The following is a 26,202-nucleotide window of genomic DNA, read 5'->3' as shown; positions in this document are numbered from 1 at the left end:
AACATGAGAAATTGGACAAATCCAGACCGTTCACTTAAACCGCGGACAAATGGGATTACGATGGTGATGGATAAAGGGCTTGGTCTGCAAGCGTTTAAAGATTTACTTTCTTTAGCTGCGGTTCATATCGATTTTATCAAATTAGGTTTTGGAACATTAGCTATTACACCAGAAGATGTGGCAAGACAAAAAGTTGCGCTGGCAAAAGAATACGGGGTTCACCTTTACCCAGGCGGGACCTTCTTTGAAGTAGCTTATATGGAGAAAAAAAACGAGGCTTATCTCCAGTGGCTAAAAGAACTTGGCTTTGAATGGGTAGAAATTTCTAGCGGGGTAATCGATTATGACCTATCAGAACGTCGATCCCTCATCCAATCTGCAATCGAGAAACAATTTCGTGTCATTACAGAAATAGGCAAAAAACAAGCAGGGAGTACGACTGAGTTGTCCTCTCTTATGGATCAATTTTCCACAGACCTTGACGCAGGTGCATCTTATGTCATCGTTGAGGGACGAGAAACAGGAGAGAACATCGGCATATATAACAAACAAGGTGAAGTAGATACTTCTTACGTCAAACAAGTACTGCAAATGATCGATAACAACAAATGCATCTGGGAAACCCCTAAAAAAGGACAGCAAGTTACTCTGATGGAATTGGCAGGCTGCAATGTAAACTTAGGTAATATCGCCCCTACAGATGCATTATCTGTTGAGGCACTTCGTCACGGTTTACGGGCAGACACACTAACAATATGGCGGGATCACACATGAAACTATCGGTTATCTTTTATCCAGAAGAACGAGACTACACAGATCTTCTCCAAGGAAAAACGGTGATTGTTTTAGATATTCTCCGTGCAACTACCACCATTACTACTGCAATGGCGCATGGAGCAAAAGAAATCATCCCCGTGAGGAAAATAGAAGAAGCTCTTGCTTACAAAGGAACAGACAAAATTATCGGTGGTGAAGATAATGGTTTAAAACCAGTGTCATTTGACCTTGGGAACTCCCCTTATGAATATCGGAATGATAATGTTCGCAATAAATCGATCGCCTTTCGTACTCGCAATGGAACCCAAGCAATTGTACTTTCTAAACCAGCTGACCATATATTGATTGGAGCTTTTGTCAATAGTACCGCGTGCGCCAACAAGGCTGCCAGTTTTCAAAAAGATATCGTGATCTTCTGTTCTGGTACGAGAGGAGAATTTTCACTGGAAGACAGCACAGCTGCCGGATATCTCGCTTCTATCCTTTCCCAACAGTACGATGTGTCGCTGGATGATGCTGGACTTTTATTAGCCGCTAGTTTTCCAGAGATAAAGCGAAACGATTTTGCTGTGTTAAAACAAAGTAAATCTTCACAGCGTCTCAAACACCTGGATAAATGGAGTGATGCCGAGGATTGTTTGCAGTTTGACACCTATGATGTCGTGCCTATGGTTCATGAAGGAGTTATTTCCCTACAATCATAAGTCCCCTTGCTTGTACATAAGTTGATAACATAACTTATGGAACAGGGGCATTTTAATATGAACTCAGACCTAATACTTGTATTGCTCATCATAACAGGACTAATTGGACGCTCTCCTATTATCGCGACAGCAGCAAGTTTTTTGCTCATTTTAAAGCTGATTCATTTGGAGCGATTTTTCCCTGGTGTGGAAAGAAGAGGTCTCGAGTTTGGTTTACTGTTTCTAACGATCGCCGTATTGGTACCTTTTGCATCTGGCAAAGTTACCATAAAAGATATTGGAGATATATTTACGACTCTTCCCGGTTTGTTTGCTTTAATCGGTGGACTTCTGGCAACTTATATGAATGGAAAAGGCTTGGACTTACTAAAGTTAGATCCCGGGCTGGTGATCGGGTTGGTTGTTGGTTCTATTGTCGGTATTGTATTTTTGCGTGGAATCCCTGTTGGTCCGCTGATGGCAGCAGGGATCACTGCATTTTTACTCAAAGTTTTCCAATATTTCGCTAAATGAATGATAGTTTTTTCACAAATAGGATTCGATCTTGCCCTTCACCATCATAATCTTCATGTACTTCCATGTCATTTATGACAATACTTCCTTTTTCCATCGTAAAACCTAACTTTGTGTGGTAAGCTATTGAATTTTTATTTACTGGAGAAGTTACACAGCGAACAGTATCCACTCCTTTTTTCTTAACTGTTTGAAAAAATAGGTCATATAATTTACGACCCAATCCACTTTTCCGGTAATTTGGATGAATTCCAACAAAATGAATATAAGCTTCTCGTTTTCGAGACTGGGATAGAATACCGATCAAAAAGCCAATTAATTCTCCGTTTTCTTCCACGATAAAACTCGTATCTTGAAAATGATCAAAAAATAACTTAGGTAACATATCCGCCATATGACGACCATTCCACCAATCATTTATGACAGAAATCACAGGATTATAATCATAAGATTCTACTGTTCGAATAAGCATAAATTTCTCCTTTTTATGTCCTTGTATTATTTTTCATTCTTCCGCTTTTGAACTGCCTTTCTTTACCTGATGAGCATACGATAAGAATACACTCCGTCTGGAGGTATTCCTATGACACAACCAACATCAAAAGATAATTGGGTAATCTTTTTATTTACTTCGTTTCTCTTTATATGGTTATACCTCGCTATTTCTCCTGTAAATCGATTGAATTGGGCGATAGAAAATGTTCTTCTTATTTTGTTTATCCTCTGCTTATATTCATTCTATAACAAAATACCTTTATCCCTCACTAGTTACACACTTTTAGCTGTTTTTCTTACCCTTCATACAATTGGTGCTCACTACTCCTATCATACACCGCTGGACAGATGGCTATCGTTCAAACGGGCTTATTTTGACCGTGTTGTACACTTTTCCTTTGGTCTCTGTTTTCTTTTGCCAGTCTATCAGATCATACGATTTTTTCATCCAATCAGCCGTTTATCAGCAATCCTCTTTGCAAATATATGTCTCCTCGCAGCAGGCAGCATGTATGAACTAATAGAAGTTTGGGTGGTGTCTTTCGTTGCGCCTAGAGAAGGCGCCTTATTTCTCGGATTACAAGGTGATCCGTGGGATGCTCAACACGATATGCAAATTGCTTTAGTCGGTTCGATCATCGCTTCAGTCTTTTTCCTACTCTATTTATTTGTAAAAAAACAAAGAGCATGAACCTATCAAGCTCTTTGTTTTCATAGAAATCGATACTAACTTATGAAGTAGAAACAACAAACAAATCTTTTTACATCTGTTATCCAAGTTGTGCCTCTATCTCTTGCACAAACTCCCAAAATGCAGAAGTTTTTCGCACTTCAAAACGAACAGATCGAGGAAATGGGTTGATGATTTCTTTTGGTTTTCCTTGTAAACCATGTGTAAACAGAAGAATTCGATCGGAGAGCAGGACAGCTTCCTCAATCTGATGGGTAATCAACAAAAACGTTTGGTCGACAGCCATCAAACTAGCCAGCCACTTTTGCATTTTGGTACGAGTAAGGGCATCTAAAGAAGCAAATGGTTCATCTAAACAAATCATATTGTGTCCGCTGGCTAATGCCCGTAAAAAGGAAACTCGCTGTTTCATACCTCCTGATAACTGGTGGGGGAAACTATCGGCTGCATCGACTAAACCAGCACGTTCTAACCACTGGCCCAGAGAAAAAGGATGTTTCTTTCTTGCCAGCTTATTCCCAAGAAGTATGTTTTCTTTCACTGTCTTCCAGGGAAACAAAGAACTGTCTTGCGGCATATATCCTACCATTCCACTACTTCTCAGTTCATGCTTACCTAGTTTCATCCCTCCAGTTGTGGGTGAATAGAGGCCGGCTAACAAATAAAACAAGGTACTCTTCCCACTGCCAGAAGGGCCTAAAATACTGACCGAGGTCCCTGATGATACTTCAAACGACACATTCTCTAACAATTTTTCTTGCTCTGGATAGTGAAAGGAGATATTCTCCACTGTTAAATCACTCATGATAGTTTCCTCTTATGCTTCCACCATTGTTCGATTAAACTGATCAAAAAGAAAAAACATCCACTCAACACAACTATCGTAATAATCGACACAAAGACGCGGTCTGTCCGAAATGAACTCGCTGCTTGTGTCATGATCATTCCTAGACCACGCTCGGTTCCCAGCCATTCCGCCACTACTGCTCCCATCACGCTGTATGTCGCAGATAATTTACAACTGGAAAAAAGAACTGGGATCGCAGACGGAAATGCTAAGTGACGAAATTTTTCCCACTTTGTAGCTCCTGACATCTCCAAATATCTCAGCAAGTTCCGATCGACTTGTGCAAATGCATCTACTAATGCAATTGTGATCGGGAAAAAACAAACCAAAATGACGACCAGTAACTTAGCCTCTATACCAAACCCAAACCATACGACTAATAATGGAGCTAATACAATGATCGGGACATTTTGGCTGAAAAGGAGAAGCGGAGTGACGATTCTTTTTAAGAACGTAGAAAAATAGAGACATACAGCCACCCCGACTCCAACCAAAATACTAAGAATAAAGCCGATAGATGCTATGACAAATGTTGCCTCTACATGCAAGAGGTACTCACTGCTTGTCCAAGATCGCCAGAGCTCTAATCCAACTACATAAGGCTTGGGCAACTGCCATACAGGAAATTTACCAATGATTGAGATGATTTCCCATATAAACACAAGCACAGCGATCGAAAGTACAAGAGGGAATATTCTACGTTTCATCATCATATTTGTGAGTCAGCGCAGAAATGGTGATTCCTTCAGGTTTGTGTAAGATTTTAATTTGAAACATCGTCTGCGTGGCGCCTAATTCTAACACCCTTTGATTCATCACAGTTATCAGGTTTAATAATGTCTCCCAATCCCCTTCCACAGTAGTATCCAATGCTCCGACTCGATACTTTAGTCCTGACTCCTCAATAATGCCTATTGCTTCTTCTATAAGTGGGATAGAAATCGAGTGATTGGTATCTTGCGGCAGGATTTGAATGCTCAACAACGTATTCATTTTAGTTGCCTCCTTGTGGAAGGAATTGATTGGTATATGCTTTTTTCGGATCAAAATTCCCTTCTAATAATTGATGGCTTTTCATCCAGTTTGTATATCCACTCCATACCGATTCTTTTTGTATTCCCCAAATAGCAGCATCCGCTTGATATCGAGGACTGAGCCACTTTTGACTCTCATGAACGAGTTTACTGTCTAAAGTAGGATTTTGTTTTATTAAAATATCTGCTGCTTCATCTGGATGTGCAATCGCAAATTGATATCCTTTGCTCACTGCTCGCATAAACGCTTTTACCACATTGGGGTCTTGCTTTATTTTTGCTTCTGAAGTGATCAAGACAGGAGTATAGTAATCGAGATCTTTATTTTGATCTGCTAGATATACCATATTTAGCTTAACACCCTTTTGCTCTGCTTCGATCCCTTGCCATCCATAATAAATCCAGTAAAAATCAATTCCTTGTTTCAATGCTGTAAAGAAGTCAGTGGAGCCAACGTTTGTAATTTTTACTTTGCTCACATCCGCTTGATCCTTTTCCATCAAAGATTGAATCATTGCTTTCTCTACCAATGAACCAAATCCACCATATGTCTTCCCTTCAAAATCTTTTGGACTTTTAATCCCAGAAGTGGAAAGTGAAGCAAACCCAGAAGTATTGTGTTGCAGTACAGCTGCAATGGAGACGATGGGTACACCTGCAACCCTTGCCTGCGTTACCCCCTCTTGGTAACTAACGCCAAAATCCGCTTTGCCTGAGGCCACCAGTTGTTCCGCCGTTGATTTCCCCGGTTGAATAAGGTGTACCTGTAATCCGGCTTCTTTAAAGTAGTTTTTCACCTGTGCAACATATAAGCCGGTATGGTTGGTATTAGGAGTCCAGTCCAATACAACTGTTACTTCTTTTTCTTTTGTTTTTTCTGATGAACAAGCTGCTAATCCCATACATAAAACTGCAATAAATCCAATAATAAATAGCTTTTTCCAATGCAATATAGATATCCTCCTAGTCAAAATAAAAAACCATCCTGATCGAGGATGGCTAAAATTGCGCACAAAAAAATATCCTTCCTACGCCGGCATTATCCGGATCAGGTGAAAGGGTCAGTACATCGGTATACTATCTCAGCCGGCCATTCTCCAGCACCCCTGATTTTTATTCCGTTTTCAAATGAATTATACATTTTATACTATTGTTTGTCTATGAAAAGCGTATAAGTGGAAGACAAAAAAATTTTCATAACATATTGATTCTTTGTTTGTTACCACATACAATGAAGTTGTCAGTCCCACATACAGCGGAAGAAAAAAGAACCGCTGGGGAGCCGCCCTCCAAACATTTGGGAGGAGGACTCATGGATCTGAATGACATGCTCACTCGGAAGCCGAAGAAGCGCGAGAAGCGCTTCAACAGCTCCTGAGCACAAGGCCCCCTGTCCAGTTGGACAGGGGGCCACCTATATAAATAGATGCGCCCCCCTGCAAATTGCTAGGGGGGCATGCTTCTGCCACAAACCGTGGAAAAGCAAAAGCTATTTTCTCTCTACACTGAGCAGCCTTACTTTCCGCTCGCTTGCTGCGGCGGCATGAGGAAAAACCTCTTTCCAGTCGTCGCAGTACACCGTAGGATGATCAAAACTGCCATCCTTACCGTAACGGTGCGAAGGGTTACCCCCTCCACACTTGATGTTGAAAACACAGTTTCCGCATTCAGTAGGCACTCCGTCTGGACCACTCTGACGTGCCATGATACCCGGATGCAGTAGCGCCTCATCAAATCGTGAAGACACTACATTTAGTCCAGTGGAAGTTGCGTTTTCACCGTTGAACTGGAGGTCGTCATCCTGCTCGATACTGCCGTCTACTTCGACAACCACCACAGCAGAAGGGGAGATACCAATCTCATCACTACTGCTGTCACCCATACGGTTGACGTCGATCAGCGCCTCAAACAACGGAATATCTGGTCGCTGGCTATCCGCCAACCAACAGTCAAACAACTCGTTAATCCAGTTACCATAAGGCGTCAGACGCTTTGGCACTCGATCGGCATCATATGCCAACAGCCGATCAAACTGATGCACAGCCCGCTGTATCAAACTTCCTTGCGGCATTGGCGGTGGAGTTACATGATTGGCGTGTGGCAACAGGAAATTGATCCTTGGAATCCTCGCACCAATCTCTTCCTCCAGCTGATGGAAGGAGTCGTATACTCTCTTTGCCTTGTGCTCGATATCAATCACACACAGGATACCCTTGAACACTCGGAATCCATCTTCCGTCTGAGGGTATGCCGCAACGTGCTTTAGTCCGCGCAGAATTTGATCATAGCCGGGCTTCCTCCCACTACGAGTGATCCGGGACGCATTCATTTCCCGAAGTCCGCCATCCATACTGACACCAACCGTGATCCTTGCTTCTGCCAGCTGACGAACATTTCCTCGATTAAGCATGGAGCCATTCGTCTGGACAGTGGCAATTACCTTGCAAGGACTAACTGCCTCTTCTACCTTTTGCTTGTACTTGATCATCTTACTCACACCAGCGAGGAGCGGTTCCCCGCCATGAAAGACGATTTCGATCTCCTCTAGTTGATGCATCCGCACATGCTCCCCGATGCGGAAAGCAACTACGTCCATCAACTCTTCGGTGATCACTGCCGACTGAGCCTCAGACAGCCATTGCTCACTACGGTTTTTGTAGTAGTAACAGTACGGACAATCAAAGTTGCACCATTTATGCATCTTGAGCACGAAGATACTGAACGGTACTTGCGTGTCAATCATGCTTCCTCTTTTCTTCTCTCTTTGCCATGATCATCACTTACCGCCTTGTCTTGATGGAAGTGATCAGGTAACTCAACCTGACCTTGTTGTAGTAGGCGATGCCAATCAAGGCGAACGGAATCAATGACAACACCATTCCTAGCCTGGTCATGGAGAACAATGCCACCACACAGCCAAGGCACTGACCAATACCAGTAATGAAAAAGAAGGTGTAGGTCCCTCTTCCCGTTTGCTTACATTGAGTGATCTCCAAGTAGGTGAACACCCTCACCGCCACACCAATCATGACTGCACCAAAAATACACAACACTACATCAATTTTGCCCGAAGTCGCAGCACCTGTCCAGATGAAAAGGAGGGCGATGGCAAACGCAACCAACGTACCGTGGGATACATTTCGACTGATCTGCCGCTGGACAGCTTTGTTTTTCTTTTCCAGCCGTTGAGTCAGCCAAACTTGCAGGGGACCACACACCCCATTGGTAAGTTCTCCAAAGAAGATCATCGCAACCGCGATCCATTCTCCCATGAAGAACACTGGCCACATCCTCACCGCAAGGGAACCTGCGATTACCAGCACATATTCCCATGAAAATTGTACTGACTTGTCTCGGGTGAGAAGTTGCTGGTAAAACGGCACCTTATCCTCATCAGGCTCTACAAAGGGGCGCTCCTTCACTGCTACTTCTTCCTTGAGACGCATCACTGCAATTGCTGCACCGATGAGAGCAGCCATGGAAATCGCAAACCATATCGTGGTCCACCCATGATGAATCATCGGAATGGCAAAGGCGGTACAAGCCGCAGATACATAGTTGAGTGTTCCCCAACCACTACGACCCCGAATGAGCAGCTTCTTGTCATCTCCAAGGAAATCATGATTGAGATGACCAGTCACACTGATAACTGGGAAGTATCCGAGTGCCATCAACATATATACCAAAGCAAACAGACCAAAGCTGTTTACAAAATTGACAGCGATCGTCCCCAAGGTCATCAAAACTAGTCCCATAGTCAGGACTGTTTTCCTGCTAATCGTACGAGCAAGGAGACCAGAAAATCCAGTGAAAAGAGCACCGAATAGATAAAAGAAGAGAAGGATGCCAGGGACAACCTCTTTTCCTACCTTTTCAGCGATCAACAGATTGGATCCAATGAGGGTAAACGAGACCCAAAAGGCCACGCAAATCCCCAGAATACTCGTCTTCCTAGTGCTTGCATTTGCCCATCGAAAGGGCTTTTCCAGCTTGAAATGGGGCAGCAAAACCATTACTTCTCTCTTTTCTACGAGTCCTACATGCCTAGTCAAATCATACCACAAGGAAATAAAAATAATCTATTTAATCATTTTATTGAAAAAAAACCTCTATTTCATTCAAAAACGGGACAACGCTTGAGAATCTCCTACTTAGCAAAGATTCTCAAGCGTTGTATACTTGCCCATCAAGACTTAGCTTTCCGCTTCATCATAATGGTGGAAATCAGGTTGCTCAACCTGATTCTGTTGTAGTAAACGATACCGATCATGACGAACGGCAGCAGCACCAAGATGATTCCCAGCATGGACAGGGAAACCAATCCAGGGACACATCCGAGACATTGAGCGATGCTACGGACAAAGAAATAGGTATATGCACCTCTTCCTGTCTGTGGGGACATGGTGATCTCCAAGTAAGTAAACACCCTCACCGCCACACCGATCGCGGCTGCACCAAGGATGCACAGCGTCGCACCAATTTTGCCCGGCGTCGCAGCACCTATCCAGATGAACAGGAGGGCGATGGCAAACACAACCAATGTACCGTGGGATACATCCCGACTGATCTGCCGCTGGGTGAATTTATTTTTCTTTTCCAGCCGCTGAGACAGCCACACTTGAAGTGGACCACACAGCCCATTGGCAAGCTCTCCACAAAAGATCATCGCTACCGCAATCCACTCTTCCATGAAGAACACTGGCCACATTCTCACTGCCTGCGAGCCAGCGGTCACCAACACATACTGCCACGAAAAGTGAACCGACTTGTCTTTGGACAAGAGCTGCCGATAAAACGGCAGTCGATCTTCGTCAGGAACCGGAAACGGTTGCCCCTTGACAGCCACTTCTTCTTTGAGATGCAGGATTACATATATTGCGCCAACGAGAACAGACATGGAAATCACAAACCATCCCGTTGTCCACTCAAAAGTGATCATCGGAATGGCAAATGCAGCAAATGCCACCGTCACGTAATTGAGTGATCCGAAAAAGCTCCGACCTCGACCACGTGAATTATTGTCATCCGGAAGGAAATCCATGTGGAGACTAGCGGTAATGCTGATAACCGGGAAATATCCAATCGCCATCAAGATATAAACCAACACAAACAGCCCAAAGCTATTGACAAAGTTGACCGCGATCGTTCCCATCATCATCAGCACTAGACCAATAAGCAGTACGGCTTTCCTGCTTACAGTTCTTCCGATGAGACCGGAAAAACCAGAGAAGAGGGTTCCAAACATGTAAAAAAAGAGGAGGATACCAGGAACAACCTCTCTCCCTACTTTTTCGGCAACCAACAGATTAGATCCGAGGAGGGTAAACGTGACCCAAAAGGCCACTAAGTCACCCAGAGCGTTCGTTTTCCACGTACTTGCATTTGCCCATTGGAAAGGCTTTACAGGTTTGACTTGCAGCAAAACCATCATTTTCTCTTTCTGTGAGTCCTGCTTACCTAGTCACATCATACCACAACGAAAATAAGAAAATTCCGTCCATCACTAGAAAAACCTCTATTTTGTTTCTTCTTGTTATTATTCTATTGTTTATACTGTATATCATCAAAGACACAGCTGATAAAATCTACACACAGAAATTCAGCAAAGATATTTTTTCGAAACATACTGTCTTTTCATTTTCTCAAAGAGTATACTGAAATTGAAAGCTCAGCTAGAAAAACAAAAAGGATTAGCTGAGCCCGCTTGAGAGAGGTAGACTATGAACACCAACCAGCAGCAGCAGGGGAAGCATCCCTGGCTGGACAAGATCCCCACGTCGACGAACAACCAGCGCGGGTTCCAGAGCCGCGCCTGACAAGTGCCCTACTGATGTAGGGTGACTGGTCCCTCCTTCGGCCTTGCTGAAGGAGGGATTAAACATATAAAAATCTTACTATAAATGAGTTGATCCCCTCTTGTCATAATCACAGGAGGGGATCTTCGCTAAGCTCTCTTTCTAATGCTTAGACCACTTTCATGATTCGGAGCGAGATGTGTCTGATGAGGTACTCCAAATCACGACAGTACACAGAAGGATTATTGAAATGACCATCCTTGTAGCGATGTGTGTGGTTTCCTCCACCACACAAGGTTTTCAGGGTGCACATTTGACATTTAGGAGAAAGTCCCTCAACACCCATCTGACGAGCAATGATCGCAGGATGATCAAGCGCAAGATCAAAACTGTCGGTCTGTACATTCAGCCCCGTGTATGGTGCACCTGCAAAAGCTGTTTTCAGGGCATCAACCTGTTCGATCTCCCCATCCGTTTCAACTACGACCGCAACATATGGGGACAACCCTACCTCTTCACTTGAACTCGTACCTCCCCTCAACAAGGAGATAATCGATTCGAAAAGAAGAATATGAGTTGTCAATTTCTTGTCGAAAAACCACCGGTCAAACAACTCACCAAGCCATACTCCATATGGTTTGTCGAGTTCCGTTGATACTTGGTGTGGATCAGGCGAGATAAGAAGCTTGAACTGTTCGATTACTAGATCAGTCCATCTTCTATTCACCGGAGCCTGTGGAAGTGTTTCATGGTTGGCGTGAGGCAGCAAAAAATTCACTGACGGTGGATTGAACCTCAGCAAAGATTCAAAGACCTCAATTGGTAGATTGTTCACATCAATCGTGCAGAGTATTCCTCGATACACACGGAAACCATCTCGTTCCTCACGGGAAGCGAGCAGATTTAGACCCCTTACTGTTTGTTTCAGTGCTGGTTTTCCCGCTAGGAACACACGATGACGATTGAGTTTTGCAGTTCCACCATCCAGACTAACTCCAATGCCGATTCTCGCCTCCTCCAACATTTGGATTCTCTTTTCGGTGAGGAGAGTTCCATTGGTTTGAATCGTCGCAAGGACATGGCAGCCGTCCCCAACTGCTTCCCGAATCAACTCGACGTAGTGAATCAGCAGCTTAACACCTGCCATCAATGGTTCTCCACCATGCAAAACCACAGAGATTTCTTCAAGCCCATATGCCCTCACATGCTCAGCAATTTGCCTTGCTGTGTCACGCATGACCTGCTCGGATACAACCCTCGGCTTTTCTTTCCAACTCTGATCTTTGCCGAAGTAGACATAGCAATAGCTGCATCGCAAGTTGCAGTCACCGAACACCTTCAAGACAAATTCTGTGAAAGGAAACTTCCTAATACGAACTGTCATCCTTTTTCTCTCTACCACTCCATCTCCTTCACTACCGTGTGTAGTAAAATCATAGAGTGGATTTATATCATTCTATCACAATTTTCAGAAAGAGTATGTAATATCACCTATTCGAATCTTTTATTAGGCGGCTGAACCTTCTTCCCTATTTTTAGCTTCATTATAAGAAACAAAGAACACCTATTGGGCGTAGATTATTCTTTCCCTTTAAAACGAGACAACGCTTGAGAGCCTCTTTCAAACCTAAACTCTCAAGCGTTGCTTATATCTACATCATGCCTTGCGAGCTTTCCACAAAGGCTTAGCGTAGAAATAGATGCCAATCAAGATAAATGGCAACGGAATCAGAAACATGCTCGATGAAAGGATTACCATCCCCATCATACAAGCGAAACAATGGCCGATACAACTAACAACAAAGTAGGTATATGACCCTCTTCCTGTCTGTTCCGCCAAATGAATTCCTAGATAGGTAAAGATACGATTAGTCACACCGATCAAGACTGCACCAACGATGCACAGAAAGTCAATCCTTGTCTGGATCAGAACAACTGCAATCGCCAGTGTAACCAAGGTAGCCAATGATACAACTTGAACAATATGTTTCTTTGCAAGTGTATCTTTGTTGTCCATCCACTCAGACAAGCAAACCTGAATCGGCCCGCACACCGCAATGATCATATCTCCACAGAAGATCATTGCGATAGCCACCCACTCATCCACAAAAAAGACAGGAGCCATCCTTGTAGCCAATGTACAACACACTACTAGAGAGTAGGCCCATGGAATGTTAATCGATTTCACGTTGATGATTTGCGGGAAAAATGGCAAAATATTTCTGTCAGGAACCTTCCATGGATGTTTCTTGACTGCCAAACCATCCTTTGTACAGATCAATACACCTGCTGCAACAAGAAGAACAGAGAGGGAAATGCAGATCCATACCATTGCCATTCCCTGAAGGATCAAATGAATAGCGAATGAACCAAAGGCCGATGTCGCAAAATTGAGGGTACCAAAAAAACTGCGACCTCGACTCCGTGAGTCCTTGTCGTCGGCTAGGAAATCCATATAAAGATTGGCTGTAATGCTGATTGCAGGAAAATACCCGATAGACATTAGCATATAAACCAATGCAAGCATGCCCACACTATTTACAAAGTAAACAGCAATGGTCCCACCTGTCATCACTGCTAGAGCAATGAACAAGACAAGTCTTCTGCTTACTGTTCGCCCAATGATACCGGAAATAGAAGTGGCGTCTTTCCCCAGCAGATAAAACAGGAGAACAACGACAAACACAAAAGACTTATCAATCTTTTGTGCAACCAATAGATTCGAACCGAAGATTGTGAACGAAATCCAGAAAGCCAAACAGGCTCCTATGACATTCGTCTTTACGGTATTTCGATTCGCCCATCGGAAATACTTTTGAATATGCAATCTCATTTTCTCTCTTTCTCTCGAAGGGAGATTACATGTTTAATCTCATTATAACACATATAATATTCTGTGAAATATGATCAAGCATCGATGTGAAACCAAAATATTAACTTCGTGATTCGAATAAGAAATCTTTTAAGATCTTGATTTAAAATAACCACTATTTACTTCAAATAGTGGTTATCTACAAGAGTTATTATTTTTTTGGTTTACCCAATAATGCAAACATGTGCTGTTTGTATGCTTCTACTCCTGGTTGATCAAAAGGATTTACACCTTGCAAGTAACTGCTGATACCACAGGCTTTCTCAAAGAAATAGACCAATTGACCAAAGATATAGCTGGATAGTTCTGGGACTCGTACAACGAGATTTGGAACGCCGCCTTCGGTGTGGGCAAGCAGGGTTCCCTCAAACGCTTTTTCATTGACAAAGTCCATAGGTTTTCCTGCCAAATAATTTAGCCCGTCCAAGTCTTGAGCATCACTTGGAATCGTGATCTGGTGCTCAGATTTATCCACAAACAGGACGGTCTCGTATAAATTTCGCAATCCTTGTTGAATATATTGCCCCATAGAATGGAGGTCTGTTGTAAATTGAACAGACGCAGGAAATACTCCCTTTTGGTTTTTCCCTTCACTCTCTCCGAACAATTGCTTCCACCATTCAGCAAAATAAGCTAAGGCAGGTTGGTATGTAACGAACAATTCTGTTGTATATCCTTTGCGGTATAACACTTGCCTTGCGATTGCATATTGGTAACAGCTATTTTTACTCCAATCTGTTACTCTATAATCATTCATCGCTTGGGCGGCACCTGCTAGCATCGCATCCGTATCCAATCCAGATACAGCTAGCGGAAGCAAGCCTACAGGGGTAAGAACCGAATACCGGCCACCAATATCATCATCGATCGTAAATGTCTCATATCCTTCATCATTTGCTAAGGTTTTTAATGCCCCTCTTTCTCGGTCTGTGGTCGCGTAGATCCGTTTACTTGCCTCTTCTTTTCCATAACGCTTCTCCATGTATTCCCGAAGAATACGAAACGCTACTGCTGGTTCTGTAGTTGTTCCTGATTTGGAAATAACATTGATACTAACATCTTTTCCTTCCAGCAAAGAATACAGATCTTGTACATAATCACTGCTTAAATGATGACCGAGGAAATAGACTTCTGGACCTTTGCGAACATCTTTTGATAGTTGGTTGTAAAAACGATGATGCAGCATCTCAATTCCAGCACGAGCTCCAAGATAGGAACCACCGATACCTATCACAAGTAAAACATCTGAGTTTCCCCGAATTCGTTTGGCTGCTTCTTTTAAACGACTATACTCTTCTTTGTCATATGTCTCTGGCCATTTCACCCAGCCAAGAAAGTCTGCTCCAGCAGCTTCTTTCATTTCACCCTGTAATTTTCTTTCTGCTAACTCTGCTTCTGCTGCTAATTGACTCAGTTCTTTTTCTTCCATAAAGGAAAGCGCATGCCCGTAATCAAAACGAATGGAACTCATCCCAAACCCTCCATAATAGAAATCTAAAAGCCTATTTAACCATCATAACATAACCTAAAATAATACCAATTACACCATAGTCTGTATCTCTAAAAGTGGTGGTATTTGAAATTAAATTACCCAAAAATGATAGTAATAATGCCGGTATACTCACCGATTTATCCAAAAAAGATCACGTTTTGCACGTGATCTTCCAAATAAATTTCTACCTTTATGCTCTTGATATATAGGCTCCACTTCGAGTATCTACAATGAGACGATCTCCAACGTTCACAAACAAAGGAACTTGTACAGAGAACCCTGTCGATAATTTTGCTGGTTTACTTCCACCAGTTGCAGTATCACCACGGATACCAGGATCTGTTTCTACTACTTCAAGTTCTACTGTATTTGGCAACTGAATTCCAATTGTTTCTCCTTTATAGGAAACAATTTGGACTTCCATATTTTCTTGTAAAAAGTTAAGTTCGTACTCCAAACGCTCTTCTGGAAGACTAATCTGATCATAAGTTTGATTATCCATGAAGGTATACTCGCCGCCACTTTCATATAGATACTGCATCCGATGAGTTTCAACAAGAGCTTTTTGCACTTTTTCTCCAGCACGAAAAGTTTTTTCTTGGATGTTTCCACTCCGTAAATTGCGCAGCTTAGAGCGTACAAACGCTGCTCCTTTTCCCGGTTTTACATGCTGGAATTCAATGACAGACCATACATCGTTGTCAATTTCAATCGTGAGACCAGTTTTAAAATCGTTTACACTAATCATAATGCCTATTCACCTTTTCATTTACAAAATAATTAATTCCTTTGGTAAACTCGTTAATACTTTGTTTCCTTCTGGAGTTATCAAAATATCGTCTTCAATACGCACACCAAATCGATCTTTTAAATAAATACCTGGTTCAACTGTAACAACCATACCTGGAAGAAGAATATCGTCGCTTGTCATTCCAAGTCGTGGAAACTCATGTATATCCAATCCGATACCATGACCAGTTCCATGACCAAAACAATCTGCATAGCCAGCTTGCTCAATAAAATCACGAGCAATCGCATCAGCGTCACTTGCTCGCATTCCTTGTAGGATACCATCAATTGCCTTCTCATTCGCAGCAAGTACTATCTCATAAACTGTTCGCTGTTCATTCGAACAATGACCGATTGAAATGGTACGTGTAATATCAGAAACATATCCCTGATAATAACATCCAAAATCAAACGTTACCAGTTCACCCTTCTCTACTGATTTATCAGAAGCTACCCCATGTGGCAGGGCGGAACGAATTCCAGAAGCTACTATCATATCAAAAGATACCCCGCTTGCGCCACGCTCACGCATCAGCCATTCCAATCGGAGAGCAACCTGTTTTTCCGTCCATCCAGGTCTCAGTTCTGTCAGTAATTGGCGAAAAGAATCTTCTGCAATATGAATCGCCTTTTGAATATATGATAATTCTTTTTCATCTTTTTGCCCTCGAATCTGTTCCACTACACTTTCTAATGGTTCTAAATCAATATGCCCAAGAGCTGTACGAAGTTCTTGATACTCTGCATAGGAGAGATGTTCCGATTCAAAATGAAGGGAAGAAACACCTAAACTCCGACAAGTTTCTGCTACTTTTGGATACATTTGATTCCCTAGGTGTTCTACAACAGTAAAATCAGGCGATTGTTCTTTTACTTGTGACAAATAGCGAAAATCTGTAAGTAGATAAGCATCATCTTTCGTCAGTAGTACCACGCCAGATGATCCAGTAAAACCACTTATGTAATAACAATTACGTCGGTTTGTAAGGAGCAAAGCTTCTATTTCTCGCTTCCTCATGACATCTTGCAATCGAACAACTCGCTGATTCATCTTCATTCTCCTTCTAGCCACTCTCGAACTGCTGACAAAGCTAAATCATAGCTTTGGGTTCCAAACCCTACGATCTGACCTTTGCATGCTGGAGCAATAACAGAAGTATGGCGGAATGTTTCTCGAGTGTGGATGTTAGATATATGTACTTCAATCACTGGGACAGAAATCGCCCCAATCGCATCAAAGATCGCATAACTATAATGTGTATAAGCACCAGGATTTATAATAATTGCCTCATATGTATCAACCGATGAATGAATTTGGTTGATCAGCTCTCCCTCTATGTTAGATTGGAAGGTATCAACTTGACAACCCCATTTTTGAGCTTTTTCCACTAAACGCTTATTGACATCTTCCAGTGTCTCTGATCCATAATGTTCAGGTTCTCTCTTTCCTAATGTGTTCAAATTAGGACCATGTAAAACCAAAATGCGTGCCATTGATTTTCCTCCTTTGTCTCTTCCATATCTTATCATATTGCCACCACCTCTATTAATCTAGGCAAATATGGTACAATAGGAGAAATTAATGAGGATCTCTATTTGCAAATTCACTAACATTTCATTTGAATCCCGCTTGATATGCATGTCTTCCGCGTTGTTGTAAAGAACACAAAGGACGCTTCAGCCAAAACATATCTTCGCTGGGATCATTTGTATCTATTTTGGCTCAAGTTAGAGAAGGATGTTCATTTTAAGGTGGTGTATATATGCCTGATAAAATTGTCCCCTATGGTGGACAGGCTGTTATTGAAGGAGTCATGTTCGGAGGACGAAATACACAAGTAACTGCGGTTAGAAGAAAAAACGGTAAAATAGAAACATTAGAATTAGAAAAGAAACATATACCATGGGTTAATATGTTGAAGCGGATCCCTTTGATTAGAGGAATTGTTTCGCTTATAGAAGCTAGTGCAAGCGGTGCCAAGCATCTGCAATATGCCACTGAAATGTATGAACAAGATGAAGAAGGAACTACGATTGAAAAAGAAGAAACAAAAAAGACAGGAAAATTGGAAATGATGATTGGTGTTGCAATCGTCGGTGTTCTTTCGTTGATCGCGGGGAAAGTTATTTTCACCTTATTGCCAGCGGCACTTGCAAGTTGGATCTTCGATCCTTATGTCAAAAATATGATCCTGCAAAACTTGATCGAAGGTGGCATTAAAACCATACTGCTGCTCAGTTACTTATGGGCAATATCAAGAACCCCCATCATGAAACGAGTTTTTCAATACCATGGAGCAGAACACAAAGTTATCAGTACCTATGAAAATTTAGAAGAATTAACAGTACAAAATGTACAAAAATATTCTACCTTACATTATCGCTGTGGAAGCAGTTTTATGATTTTCACTGTTATTGTTGGAGTGATTGTGTATTCCTTCTTCACTTATGATTCCGTATGGGACCGAGTATTGACGAGGCTGCTCCTATTACCACTTGTTATCGGTTTATCTTTTGAAGTATTAAAATTAACCAATTCAGCGCGTAACATCCCTGTTTTGCAATATCTAGGTTATCCCGGACTCTGGTTACAAAAACTAACTACTCGTGAACCGGACGATGATCAAGTAGAAGTTGCAATTGCTGCTTTTAAGCGCATGCGTGAATTAGATGAAGCATATGTAGAAAAAAAACAACTCTCCAGTACGGTTACTGAATCTGTCCAAACCTAAGCGAAAGGATGCGAAATCCATGAAAAAGGAAACCTCAAATAAACTGGTTACCTGGATAATATTTTCGTTTATCGGTATTGCTTTAGTGGCCGAGCTGATTCAAAATACTGTCCCAACACTTGTTTTTTTAGCATTTATAGCAGCTGTTATATATCTATATAAATTTCCACCAAAATGGCTTTTTAAGCTTTCCACACCAGGTAGGAAACCAAAATCAGCGACGAAGGCAAAAAAGCGCAAAAAATACCCATTTCGTGTGATTGATGGTAAGAAAAAAAGCAGTTAAATCGTAAACCTCCTGTGAAGTTAGAGTTGATCTCTACTTTTCACAGGAGGTTTACGATTTTGTAACAAAACAATCAATTATCTTATGATATCTAAATTGACTTTCACGAATGTTTGTACTATATTAAAAAAGCGTACATATGATTCCATTTTAAGCAGGGAGCGACATCATGGGTAAAATCACAGAGAAAGATACAAAAGCAACTATTCTTGGAGCACTCCGCCAAGCAGAAAAACAAATTGCTGATCTTGAAAAAGGAAAATTAAAAGCTGAACAAGAAACTACACAAAAAAAAGCAGTTGAAACGATAAAAAAAGCCGATACTCTCGTAGAAGTGAGCATGGAAGACAAAATCACTGATCTGAACAAATCCATCAATCAAGTACTAGGAAAAATCGGGGAAGATATCGCAACAGAATCCAAAAACCTGGAAACGATCAAGGATGCAATCGCTCTAAAAGAGACAGAACTAAAAGATTTGTTTGGAATCGAAAAGCAAGCGAATACATTAGCTGCACTAGTAGATGCTCATCAAGAATTAAAGTTAGCTCAAGAAAATGAGCTGATTAATGCTCGTGAAACTGCCGAAAATAAACTATCTGAAATCGAAACTATCATAAAAACAAAAACAGAAGAACATCAACAGCTACTAAAAGAGCAAGCTAAAGAATTATCCCAAAAGCAAAAGCGAGAAAATGAAGAGTTTACCTATGATTTTGCTAGACGTCAAAAAATCGAAAGCGATAAATTAGCAGATGAGCTTGCTGCTAAAAGAAAAGAATTCCAACAAGAATTAGAAATCAAAAACGCAGAACTCGCCGAACATAAAAAATCATTGAACGAACGCCAAACAGAAGTAGAAAAACGTGAACAGAAAGTAGAAAAATTAGAAGCAGAAGTAGAAGCATTTCCAGTTAAACTTCAAGAAGTTAAAACAGAAGCAGATGCAAAAGCTAGTGCAGAAATCAAAAGAGTACTTGCAATCCGTGAGGCAGCGATGAAAAAAGAAGTAGAAGCTGATAAACGAATTCTTGAAGCCGAAAGAGATAACTTAAAAGGACAATTAGAAACATCTCTAAATACTAATAACATACTACAAACAAAACTTGATGAAGCTTACAAACGAATTCAGGAAATGGGAATTCAAATGGTCTCTAGTTCAAACGAATCCAAAGCATTTGATAAATTTGCTGCTCTTCTGCCTGAAAAAAATAACAGTAAATAAGTTGAATTATAAAAAGTCTAAGTTCTCATTTTTGAACTCAGACTTTTTTCTAACTATCCTGTAAAACGTCTTCTCCTAGAATCATCAGCCAAATCTGCTTTGCTTCGCATTTCCAGATAGCCAGAAAAGGTGAATTTCGTAAAGAAATTTTCCGCTGCTTTGACACCAGATTGAAACAATGCTTCTCGCTTTTTCATATCTATTGAAAAATCAGTTAATTTAACATCCAAGGCAGGTACAGTAATGGTTCTAACTTGATCCTGTTCTCGAATATAGCGATTATCATGTGCATCCATCATTGTCTCTAGTAGAGCTTTAAACATAGAGAGTGGACTATCGATGTTGTGCCCTGTTGGAGGATCATCGGAAGTCAAACGAAAACCAAATGTCGGCCATTCAGGATTGTCAGAGTCAAACAACCAAATTGGATAATTACTCAAAACAGCTCCGTCTACTAAGTAACAAGTCTTATTAATTCCTTTATTCTCCAACCGAGCTGGTTCGAAGAAGAAAGGGATGCTGCAACTCATACTCACTGCTTTAGCAACGGAAAAATGTGCGGGATCATGACCGTACACTGCTAAATCTTGAGGAAAGACAAGAAGATTTTCTAAAGTGATATCAGAAACGATGATATGAAGTCTCGTCTCTTTTTTTTCAAAATCTTTAAAGGTGCATACACCTTTTTGTGCTAATAATTGTTCCAGCCATTTTTCCAATCGATTTGTTGGATGAAGCCCCTTTTTAAACCAAAGTCTCGCACTAGGACCAAGAAAGGGAATATAGTCATACCAAGTAGGTGCCAAAAAATCAGCAAAATTTTTATTGATCATAATTTCATATAATTCTTGTCCAGAGTAACCAGCTGCCAAGAGTGCTGCTAATATAGATCCAGCAGATGTTCCTGCGATTCGTTTCCATTTATATCCCTTTTCTTCTGCTACACATAAAGCACCAACCAAGCCAATTCCCTTTACTCCCCCACCTTCAAACACGGCATCTGCCCACATGCTTTACACCTCCTACGTTTATAACAAATATATGTAGAAAAAAATCCCCTAGAATGTGAAATGTCTAGGGGATGATTTTCTCCTGAGATTTAAGGTCTTCCAAGTCCTCATAATCCTCAGTTTTAGGTGCCATTTGTAGTTGTTCTTTTACTGTTTTATTCTTTTCGATTATTTCCATTAAATTCTCAATACAAGTAATGGAATTCCAACTGAGATGATGTTCTATACCTTCAACGTCTTCATAGACGAATTCTTCTTTTACTCCGATCATGCGTAGAAATTGTTCTAATAGTTCATGCCGATGCACCAATCGCTTACCCATTTTTTTCCCTTTTGTTGTGAGCATTAAACCTCTGTATTTTTCGTAAACCAAATATTGGTTTTGATCTAACTTTTGTACCATTTTGGTAACCGATGAGGGATGTACTTCCAACGCTTCTGCGATATCGGAAACACGGGCATAACCTTTTTGATCTATTAATTTGTAAATATTTTCCAGATAATCCTCCATGCTAGGCGTTGGCATGTAAGTAAAACCCCCTGAAACTTCTTTTTATAAATAGTACCTACTATTTTATCACAAATAAACCTTCCACCGAAAGCAAAATAATTACACTATACAGTATGAGCTGCAAGCCGGATATAATCTACAAATATCTTCCCGTTCACCCCAGAAAAAGAAACAGCGACATTTCTAGTCCTAGAAGGAGGTGGAGGAACAATATCAAAATAAGATTTAAAGGCTAGTTTGCTTGCTTTTGGGAGTAATATTTGTAGAGGTGTAGATCGTAGAATTTTTCCATTTTTATCTAAATACGATACAGTGGCAAATAAATTTGCTTCCTTACCGCCAGCTGTTGCATTAAGCAAACGAAAATAAAAATAATACGCACAACCTTTTTCAATGGTGATAGGTTGTTTCTGTTTTAGTACGCTGCCGTTTTGAAGTAAAACGGATGCATCACCTTTGTATACAGGATTATGGACAAGTTTTACATTGACCCCTGTCCACGGAGCTAAACCATGACGAAATCCACCATTGGCAAGAATATTCGTATTTGTACAAGCCATCGAAACTCCCCACCCTTCTTCTACTATCTTTACCTTATGCGGAATAGTGGGAATTGATTGGGACTGTACAGAAAGAAGAGTAGTATTTATTTAGTCCATAATCACTATCGGACAAAATTGCAGGGCGTCACAAGAAACTAATTTCAACTGAATTCCATCAATGTTGCCTTCAACTGCCTCATGAATTGCTTTTCCATGAAGATGACCATAAATACAATATTTTACGTTGTATTGTTTCATTAACTCCCAGAATCCAGAATTTGCCCCATTTTTATTAAGAGGAGGATAGTGGAGCATTACAATGATATCTTTTCCAAACTGTTTGGCAACTGCTGTTTCTAACGACAGACGTAAACGACCGATTTGGCGATCATAAATTTTTCGATCCTCTGTTTCATCAAAATTTCGATCAGTTGGCAATGTCCAACCTCTTGTTGCACAAATAACCTTTTCTTCCACCACTGTATAATCTGCATCTATCCATTCCATATCGGAAGGAAGAGCTTTTCTGATTTTATTTTTACTGTGATAATAATACTCATGATTTCCAGGAGAGAGAACTTTGCGACCGGGTAACTGCCCTATCCATTGTAAATCGTTCTGTGCTGTCTCTAGCTTCAATGCCCAGCTTATATCACCAGGGATCAAAACTGTGTCTGTATCCTTTATCAGCTTTCTCCAATTATCTCGGATATGATCATAATGTTTCTCCCACCCAAAAAGCTCCATTGGTTTAGTTATATCGTTTTCTGGATCTATTTGATCGATATCTACAGATTTATTAAAAGAAAGGTGAAGATCACTTATTGCATAAATAGCCACGCTTTTTTTCATTCCTTTCGATGTTTCTCCATAATAATAGGAATGTCAACAATAATGGTAGGATTCGAATTATCGATTATCTCTTAAAGTTCCAAGCCTCTGTGCGATACTTTTCCGCTGCTAATTGTTCTGCCAGTTGATATTCATATGTAGTAAGATTACTTCTTTGAAAAGTAATCCCTAATCCTTCTTCAAAACCATGATAAATAGCACGAATTACCTCGTCTGGATTCACATCTCTGTTCAAAAGTTGAGATAATGTACCCATTCTACTTACTAGCTGTGCTTTACTTTCTTCATTTGGAAATAAAAAAATTTTATCAAATGTCTTCCAATCGAAATCTAGCAAGATGCTCCCATGTTGTAATAAAACTCCTTGCTGTCTAGTTTGTGCACTCCCAATTGCTTTTCGTCCTTCAATTAAAAATTCCCCAGAACCCGGAGCATCAAAACATGCAGCTGATGTATTGCTTTGCATATAGTTTGGTGTTTCTAGATTTAGACTTAACTTTAAATTTTCTAATCCTACTGTAAAAGCTTGATTTAATTTTCGGTATGTTTCTTGAACAGAAGAAGAAACAAGTTCGTTCTTTTCAGAAAGTACAACACTATAAGTTAATTCTCGATCATGAAATACTGCCCTGCCACCTGTTATTCTGCGAACAAAACCTAAGTTTAATTTTTTCCTATTGTCATGATCGATTTGTCGATAGGATCGTTGAAAATATCCAATACTCAAAGTCGCTGGGCTCCATCCATAAAAGCGCAGTGTAGGAGGCACCCGATTTTCCCGATGCGCGATCAGGATAGCTTCATCGATCGCCATATTCCAATAAGGGTCTTTCCTCTCATAAGGGATATATCTCCAAAGCATTGTAACCTAGTCTCCTTTTTATCTTGATCAGAGTATATCAGAAAATACTGTTTCCGTCCCAATGTTATCAAGAATCAGGAGATACTGTTGTGGGCATAGCTAATGTATGGATAATACAGAAAGGAGTCAAATGATGAATCAATCTGTACAAGACGCAATAAATAAACAAGTAGCGAATTGGAGCCTACTCTATACCAAATTTCACAACTACCATTGGTATATAAAAGGGAGCACTTTTTTTGAGTTGCATGCAAAATTCGAAGAGCTATACCGGGAAGCCGATGAAATTCTCGATGAACTAGCAGAACGACTATTAGCTATTGGTGGTAAACCAGTTGCTACTTTTCAAGATATTTTAGCAAAAGCGAGTTTGAAAGAAGCAAATGGAAACGAATCAACTAATCAAATGGTGCAACAATTAGTAAGTGACTTTCAACAATTGACTAGCGAGCTACGGGAAGCGATTCATGCAGCAGATGAAACAAAAGATTACCCAACCGCCGATATATTAACTGGTATTCTTACCAAAATTGAAAAACACAACTGGATGCTGGAAGCATATCTCGGATAGCATTTATTTCAATCGCCTATAAAAATATTTGTCCCCCAGAGCGAATCACTTGCTCTGAGGGTCTTTGTGTGAACGAGACAACCATTTGCACAGACTGCATGTCTGTACTCTACTTGTTTTTTTTGGGCAGCTCCCATTCACCAGAGTAAAAGTATCGAGTGAAAATGGCCATCTGCATGAACCAGAACACAGAATCCAGGGTCATGATGGTAAGGAGACTTGCACCTAGCGAGTGTGCGATCCAAAGGGAAACTAGAAACACGAAGTTAGACCATCGGCCACTCTTCCGAAAAATTTTGGTCGCCTGTACGCCATCCAATGATCTCTGTACGATCATAGAAGGAAGTGAGACCAATTCGTTGATCATCTGAAAGATGATCCATGTCCCTGTCATTTCCACTACTTGTGTATTGTCGGAGAAAAAGAATGATGCGATACTCTCTCCCGTGAGGATAAGGATAGTCCCCACCACAACAACTACACCTGCAACAAACTTGACCGTACTCCATGTGTACCGCCTTACCAAGGAGAAGTCAGCGTTCCCATATGATTTAGACACATGGTAATTAACGGCCGATCCTAGTCCTGCAAGAAAGGCGAAGGCAATATCGCTGATCGTATCAGAAATGCGCTTGGCAGGCAGTGTCACTTCTCCATATCCTTGAAGAATATGCCAAAAGACTCCCATGCTCACACGATAGATCAGCATATTTTCCAATTTCGGGAATGCTTTCTTGAGGAGATACTTCTGAACATCCCAAATCGGCCCTGAAAACGCCAGTTTTCTTGCAAATACTCCCTCACGGAGCTTGTTCAGCAAGAAAACCATCTCTACTATGCGCCCTAGAATCGTTGCCCAAGCGACACCTTCAAGGCCAAATCCTAGAAGATATACCCCTAGAGTCCCAGCAACTACATGGGTGATGTTCCCAATCACACCACTGGTAGCGCTGATCCCCATTTGCTTAGTTCCTTGAAAGATCGACTTCATGGCCGATACAAGAAAGGTCAATCCGATACATCCTCCAACAATTTGGAAGTAGGAAGCGCCATATACCGCTACTGTCTCCTCTGTACCAGAAAATCGCAGGATTTGCACTGGAAAGACAGCAGCCAGTAAACCCACCAAAACCCCAAGGATCGCTGTGAGCACTACAGCGTTGATACTTACGGTTTGTACAAGCAGCGTTTCTTGATCACCACTAGCAACCAGTTTTTTCAACTTCTTCAGACTTTCTGGGAAGTTTTTTTTCTCTTCACTGGTCGACTGTCCGATCAACGAACGAGCCACTTCATTGATGGCATTGTCGAAAGCACTGCAAAAAAGCTGTACGATCAGCACTGCTGACACAGCAGAAATCGCAGCAATTCCTAGGTGAGATAGCAAAAGCATGTTGATTATGCTATATGCTAGTGTTGAAAAGCTATCCAAACTTCCCCACTTGGAAGTTTGGAGGACAGGGTACACCGTCAGTTGCTTTATTCTGTAAGTCCATGCGAACTGGAAAATGCCCAACAGTAACATTGTCGCTCCATGATTCGAGTGTTTTCTATCTACATTTATCTTAAATATCGGAATGTTCAATTGCAATAAAAACGGAA

29 protein-coding genes and 1 riboswitch are annotated in these 26,202 nt (G+C 41.1%); of the genes, 9 read left to right on the top strand and 20 right to left on the bottom strand.

What is annotated here, in order from left to right:
* Positions 1–3: 3 nt before the first annotated feature.
* From comA to AC5WOF_RS09140, 3 genes are read left to right on the top strand one after another with little or no spacing between them, the layout of a single operon-like run.
* On the top strand, positions 4–774 hold the full coding sequence (gene comA, locus AC5WOF_RS09150) for a phosphosulfolactate synthase (protein ID WP_496049658.1): 771 nt from the start codon (positions 4–6) through the stop codon (positions 772–774).
* Positions 771–1,481, top strand: a complete 711-nt coding sequence (locus AC5WOF_RS09145) for a 2-phosphosulfolactate phosphatase (protein WP_496049657.1) — start codon at positions 771–773, stop codon at positions 1,479–1,481. Before comA ends, AC5WOF_RS09145 begins: the two co-directional genes overlap by 4 nt.
* Before the next feature lie 57 nt (positions 1,482–1,538).
* On the top strand, positions 1,539–1,994 hold the full coding sequence (locus tag AC5WOF_RS09140) for a DUF441 domain-containing protein (protein ID WP_496049656.1): 456 nt from the start codon (positions 1,539–1,541) through the stop codon (positions 1,992–1,994).
* Here the strand turns inward: AC5WOF_RS09140 and AC5WOF_RS09135 are convergent.
* A complete protein-coding gene (locus AC5WOF_RS09135) occupies positions 1,987–2,466 on the bottom strand; it encodes a GNAT family N-acetyltransferase (RefSeq protein WP_496049655.1) in 480 nt (159 codons plus the stop codon). The two genes, AC5WOF_RS09140 and AC5WOF_RS09135, sit on opposite strands and share 8 nt — an antisense overlap.
* A gap of 111 nt (positions 2,467–2,577) precedes the next feature.
* Here AC5WOF_RS09135 and AC5WOF_RS09130 point away from each other — a divergent pair, with 111 nt between their 5' ends.
* Positions 2,578–3,180, top strand: a complete 603-nt coding sequence (locus AC5WOF_RS09130) for a DUF2238 domain-containing protein (protein WP_496049654.1) — start codon at positions 2,578–2,580, stop codon at positions 3,178–3,180.
* Between the two features lie 79 nt (positions 3,181–3,259).
* Here AC5WOF_RS09130 and AC5WOF_RS09125 read toward each other — a convergent pair whose 3' ends face one another.
* The 7 genes from AC5WOF_RS09125 to AC5WOF_RS09095 form a co-directional block, all read right to left on the bottom strand.
* Positions 3,260–3,985 (bottom strand): ABC transporter ATP-binding protein, encoded by a 726-nt coding sequence (locus tag AC5WOF_RS09125; protein ID WP_496049653.1) that lies wholly within the window; start codon positions 3,983–3,985, stop codon positions 3,260–3,262.
* Positions 3,982–4,734: an ABC transporter permease gene (locus AC5WOF_RS09120; protein ID WP_496049652.1), complete on the bottom strand. Its 753-nt coding sequence runs from the start codon at positions 4,732–4,734 to the stop codon at positions 3,982–3,984. The genes AC5WOF_RS09125 and AC5WOF_RS09120 overlap by 4 nt, the downstream gene beginning before the upstream one ends.
* Positions 4,724–5,020, bottom strand: coding sequence for a thiamine-binding protein (locus tag AC5WOF_RS09115; protein ID WP_496049651.1), 297 nt, complete (start codon positions 5,018–5,020; stop codon positions 4,724–4,726). The genes AC5WOF_RS09120 and AC5WOF_RS09115 overlap by 11 nt, the downstream gene beginning before the upstream one ends.
* Before the next feature lies 1 nt (position 5,021).
* Positions 5,022–5,963, bottom strand: a complete 942-nt coding sequence (locus tag AC5WOF_RS09110) for an ABC transporter substrate-binding protein (RefSeq protein ID WP_496049955.1) — start codon at positions 5,961–5,963, stop codon at positions 5,022–5,024.
* A 105-nt stretch (positions 5,964–6,068) separates the two neighbouring features.
* A riboswitch (TPP riboswitch) is annotated at positions 6,069–6,179 on the bottom strand.
* Positions 6,180–6,550: 371 nt separating this feature from the next.
* Entirely contained in the window at positions 6,551–7,804 is a 1,254-nt protein-coding gene (locus AC5WOF_RS09105) for a radical SAM protein (protein ID WP_496049650.1), read from the bottom strand.
* A gap of 37 nt (positions 7,805–7,841) precedes the next feature.
* A complete protein-coding gene (locus tag AC5WOF_RS09100) occupies positions 7,842–9,113 on the bottom strand; it encodes an MFS transporter (protein WP_496049649.1) in 1,272 nt (423 codons plus the stop codon).
* 134 nt (positions 9,114–9,247) lie between these two features.
* Positions 9,248–10,489: an MFS transporter gene (locus AC5WOF_RS09095; RefSeq protein ID WP_496049648.1), complete on the bottom strand. Its 1,242-nt coding sequence runs from the start codon at positions 10,487–10,489 to the stop codon at positions 9,248–9,250.
* 276 nt (positions 10,490–10,765) lie between these two features.
* Between AC5WOF_RS09095 and AC5WOF_RS09090 the strand changes: the two genes are divergently transcribed.
* Positions 10,766–10,897, top strand: a complete 132-nt coding sequence (locus AC5WOF_RS09090; RefSeq protein WP_496049647.1) for a hypothetical protein — start codon at positions 10,766–10,768, stop codon at positions 10,895–10,897.
* 128 nt (positions 10,898–11,025) lie between these two features.
* On the opposite strand, the gene AC5WOF_RS09085 is transcribed toward AC5WOF_RS09090, so the two are convergent.
* From AC5WOF_RS09085 to aroQ, 6 genes are all read right to left on the bottom strand, one after another.
* Positions 11,026–12,240 carry an FxsB family cyclophane-forming radical SAM/SPASM peptide maturase gene (locus AC5WOF_RS09085; protein WP_496049646.1) on the bottom strand — a complete coding sequence of 405 codons (1,215 nt, stop codon included), beginning with the start codon at positions 12,238–12,240 and terminating at the stop codon, positions 11,026–11,028.
* A 273-nt stretch (positions 12,241–12,513) separates the two neighbouring features.
* Entirely contained in the window at positions 12,514–13,689 is a 1,176-nt protein-coding gene (locus tag AC5WOF_RS09080) for an MFS transporter (protein WP_496049645.1), read from the bottom strand.
* Between the two features lie 190 nt (positions 13,690–13,879).
* Entirely contained in the window at positions 13,880–15,199 is a 1,320-nt protein-coding gene (locus AC5WOF_RS09075; protein ID WP_496049644.1) for a glucose-6-phosphate isomerase, read from the bottom strand.
* 211 nt (positions 15,200–15,410) lie between these two features.
* Positions 15,411–15,968 carry an elongation factor P gene (gene efp, locus AC5WOF_RS09070; RefSeq protein ID WP_496049643.1) on the bottom strand — a complete coding sequence of 186 codons (558 nt, stop codon included), beginning with the start codon at positions 15,966–15,968 and terminating at the stop codon, positions 15,411–15,413.
* Between the two features lie 21 nt (positions 15,969–15,989).
* The gene (locus tag AC5WOF_RS09065) at positions 15,990–17,060 is read right to left on the bottom strand and encodes a M24 family metallopeptidase (protein ID WP_496049642.1); all 1,071 of its coding nucleotides are present in this window, start codon (positions 17,058–17,060) and stop codon (positions 15,990–15,992) included.
* Between the two features lie 2 nt (positions 17,061–17,062).
* Entirely contained in the window at positions 17,063–17,503 is a 441-nt protein-coding gene (gene aroQ, locus AC5WOF_RS09060; protein WP_496049641.1) for a type II 3-dehydroquinate dehydratase, read from the bottom strand.
* A gap of 269 nt (positions 17,504–17,772) precedes the next feature.
* Here aroQ and AC5WOF_RS09055 point away from each other — a divergent pair, with 269 nt between their 5' ends.
* The 3 genes from AC5WOF_RS09055 (at position 17,773) to AC5WOF_RS09045 (ending at position 20,252) form a co-directional block, all read left to right on the top strand.
* On the top strand, positions 17,773–18,741 hold the full coding sequence (locus AC5WOF_RS09055) for a DUF1385 domain-containing protein (protein ID WP_496049640.1): 969 nt from the start codon (positions 17,773–17,775) through the stop codon (positions 18,739–18,741).
* Between the two features lie 19 nt (positions 18,742–18,760).
* A complete protein-coding gene (locus AC5WOF_RS09050; RefSeq protein ID WP_496049639.1) occupies positions 18,761–19,027 on the top strand; it encodes a hypothetical protein in 267 nt (88 codons plus the stop codon).
* A gap of 169 nt (positions 19,028–19,196) precedes the next feature.
* Positions 19,197–20,252 carry a hypothetical protein gene (locus tag AC5WOF_RS09045; RefSeq protein ID WP_496049638.1) on the top strand — a complete coding sequence of 352 codons (1,056 nt, stop codon included), beginning with the start codon at positions 19,197–19,199 and terminating at the stop codon, positions 20,250–20,252.
* 53 nt (positions 20,253–20,305) lie between these two features.
* On the opposite strand, the gene AC5WOF_RS09040 is transcribed toward AC5WOF_RS09045, so the two are convergent.
* From AC5WOF_RS09040 to AC5WOF_RS09020, 5 genes are all read right to left on the bottom strand, one after another.
* Positions 20,306–21,262 carry a patatin-like phospholipase family protein gene (locus AC5WOF_RS09040; protein ID WP_496049637.1) on the bottom strand — a complete coding sequence of 319 codons (957 nt, stop codon included), beginning with the start codon at positions 21,260–21,262 and terminating at the stop codon, positions 20,306–20,308.
* A 64-nt stretch (positions 21,263–21,326) separates the two neighbouring features.
* Positions 21,327–21,788 carry a transcriptional regulator MntR gene (mntR, locus tag AC5WOF_RS09035; RefSeq protein WP_496049636.1) on the bottom strand — a complete coding sequence of 154 codons (462 nt, stop codon included), beginning with the start codon at positions 21,786–21,788 and terminating at the stop codon, positions 21,327–21,329.
* 89 nt (positions 21,789–21,877) lie between these two features.
* Complete coding sequence (locus tag AC5WOF_RS09030) at positions 21,878–22,333, bottom strand: hypothetical protein (protein ID WP_496049635.1); 456 nt, start codon at positions 22,331–22,333, stop codon at positions 21,878–21,880.
* 90 nt (positions 22,334–22,423) lie between these two features.
* Positions 22,424–23,167: a metallophosphoesterase gene (locus AC5WOF_RS09025; RefSeq protein WP_496049634.1), complete on the bottom strand. Its 744-nt coding sequence runs from the start codon at positions 23,165–23,167 to the stop codon at positions 22,424–22,426.
* A gap of 64 nt (positions 23,168–23,231) precedes the next feature.
* Positions 23,232–24,029 carry a lipoate--protein ligase family protein gene (locus AC5WOF_RS09020; protein WP_496049633.1) on the bottom strand — a complete coding sequence of 266 codons (798 nt, stop codon included), beginning with the start codon at positions 24,027–24,029 and terminating at the stop codon, positions 23,232–23,234.
* Between the two features lie 133 nt (positions 24,030–24,162).
* Between AC5WOF_RS09020 and AC5WOF_RS09015 the strand changes: the two genes are divergently transcribed.
* Positions 24,163–24,600: a Dps family protein gene (locus AC5WOF_RS09015; RefSeq protein ID WP_496049632.1), complete on the top strand. Its 438-nt coding sequence runs from the start codon at positions 24,163–24,165 to the stop codon at positions 24,598–24,600.
* Between the two features lie 109 nt (positions 24,601–24,709).
* Here the strand turns inward: AC5WOF_RS09015 and AC5WOF_RS09010 are convergent, their stop codons facing one another.
* Positions 24,710–26,125, bottom strand: coding sequence for an MATE family efflux transporter (locus AC5WOF_RS09010; protein WP_496049631.1), 1,416 nt, complete (start codon positions 26,123–26,125; stop codon positions 24,710–24,712).
* Between the last annotated feature and the right edge of the window lie 77 nt (positions 26,126–26,202).

The sequence above is a fragment of the Shimazuella sp. NTD250 genome (genome assembly GCF_059510375.1).
This window is presented reverse-complemented; position numbering and strand designations above follow the sequence as displayed.

Excerpts from the sequence above, each read along its gene's own strand:
- AC5WOF_RS09025 (WP_496049634.1), bottom strand. The coding sequence starts at position 23,167 with ATGAAAAAAAGCGTGGCTATTTATGCAATAAGTGATCTTCACCTTTCT.
- AC5WOF_RS09015 (WP_496049632.1), top strand. The coding sequence starts at position 24,163 with ATGAATCAATCTGTACAAGACGCAATAAATAAACAAGTAGCGAATTGG.
- AC5WOF_RS09050 (WP_496049639.1), top strand. The coding sequence starts at position 18,761 with ATGAAAAAGGAAACCTCAAATAAACTGGTTACCTGGATAATATTTTCG.
- efp (WP_496049643.1), bottom strand. The coding sequence starts at position 15,968 with ATGATTAGTGTAAACGATTTTAAAACTGGTCTCACGATTGAAATTGAC.
- AC5WOF_RS09120 (WP_496049652.1), bottom strand. The coding sequence starts at position 4,734 with ATGAAACGTAGAATATTCCCTCTTGTACTTTCGATCGCTGTGCTTGTG.
- AC5WOF_RS09110 (WP_496049955.1), bottom strand. The coding sequence starts at position 5,963 with ATGGGATTAGCAGCTTGTTCATCAGAAAAAACAAAAGAAAAAGAAGTA.
- AC5WOF_RS09105 (WP_496049650.1), bottom strand. The coding sequence starts at position 7,804 with ATGATTGACACGCAAGTACCGTTCAGTATCTTCGTGCTCAAGATGCAT.
- AC5WOF_RS09085 (WP_496049646.1), bottom strand. The coding sequence starts at position 12,240 with ATGACAGTTCGTATTAGGAAGTTTCCTTTCACAGAATTTGTCTTGAAG.
- AC5WOF_RS09135 (WP_496049655.1), bottom strand. The coding sequence starts at position 2,466 with ATGCTTATTCGAACAGTAGAATCTTATGATTATAATCCTGTGATTTCT.
- AC5WOF_RS09125 (WP_496049653.1), bottom strand. The coding sequence starts at position 3,985 with ATGAGTGATTTAACAGTGGAGAATATCTCCTTTCACTATCCAGAGCAA.
- AC5WOF_RS09130 (WP_496049654.1), top strand. The coding sequence starts at position 2,578 with ATGACACAACCAACATCAAAAGATAATTGGGTAATCTTTTTATTTACT.
- AC5WOF_RS09020 (WP_496049633.1), bottom strand. The coding sequence starts at position 24,029 with ATGCTTTGGAGATATATCCCTTATGAGAGGAAAGACCCTTATTGGAAT.
- AC5WOF_RS09040 (WP_496049637.1), bottom strand. The coding sequence starts at position 21,262 with ATGTGGGCAGATGCCGTGTTTGAAGGTGGGGGAGTAAAGGGAATTGGC.
- comA (WP_496049658.1), top strand. The coding sequence starts at position 4 with ATGAGAAATTGGACAAATCCAGACCGTTCACTTAAACCGCGGACAAAT.
- AC5WOF_RS09045 (WP_496049638.1), top strand. The coding sequence starts at position 19,197 with ATGGGTAAAATCACAGAGAAAGATACAAAAGCAACTATTCTTGGAGCA.
- aroQ (WP_496049641.1), bottom strand. The coding sequence starts at position 17,503 with ATGGCACGCATTTTGGTTTTACATGGTCCTAATTTGAACACATTAGGA.
- AC5WOF_RS09095 (WP_496049648.1), bottom strand. The coding sequence starts at position 10,489 with ATGGTTTTGCTGCAAGTCAAACCTGTAAAGCCTTTCCAATGGGCAAAT.
- AC5WOF_RS09055 (WP_496049640.1), top strand. The coding sequence starts at position 17,773 with ATGCCTGATAAAATTGTCCCCTATGGTGGACAGGCTGTTATTGAAGGA.
- AC5WOF_RS09115 (WP_496049651.1), bottom strand. The coding sequence starts at position 5,020 with ATGAATACGTTGTTGAGCATTCAAATCCTGCCGCAAGATACCAATCAC.
- AC5WOF_RS09010 (WP_496049631.1), bottom strand. The coding sequence starts at position 26,125 with ATGTTACTGTTGGGCATTTTCCAGTTCGCATGGACTTACAGAATAAAG.
- AC5WOF_RS09065 (WP_496049642.1), bottom strand. The coding sequence starts at position 17,060 with ATGAATCAGCGAGTTGTTCGATTGCAAGATGTCATGAGGAAGCGAGAA.
- mntR (WP_496049636.1), bottom strand. The coding sequence starts at position 21,788 with ATGCCAACGCCTAGCATGGAGGATTATCTGGAAAATATTTACAAATTA.
- AC5WOF_RS09080 (WP_496049645.1), bottom strand. The coding sequence starts at position 13,689 with ATGAGATTGCATATTCAAAAGTATTTCCGATGGGCGAATCGAAATACC.
- AC5WOF_RS09140 (WP_496049656.1), top strand. The coding sequence starts at position 1,539 with ATGAACTCAGACCTAATACTTGTATTGCTCATCATAACAGGACTAATT.
- AC5WOF_RS09145 (WP_496049657.1), top strand. The coding sequence starts at position 771 with ATGAAACTATCGGTTATCTTTTATCCAGAAGAACGAGACTACACAGAT.
- AC5WOF_RS09075 (WP_496049644.1), bottom strand. The coding sequence starts at position 15,199 with ATGAGTTCCATTCGTTTTGATTACGGGCATGCGCTTTCCTTTATGGAA.
- AC5WOF_RS09030 (WP_496049635.1), bottom strand. The coding sequence starts at position 22,333 with ATGGCTTGTACAAATACGAATATTCTTGCCAATGGTGGATTTCGTCAT.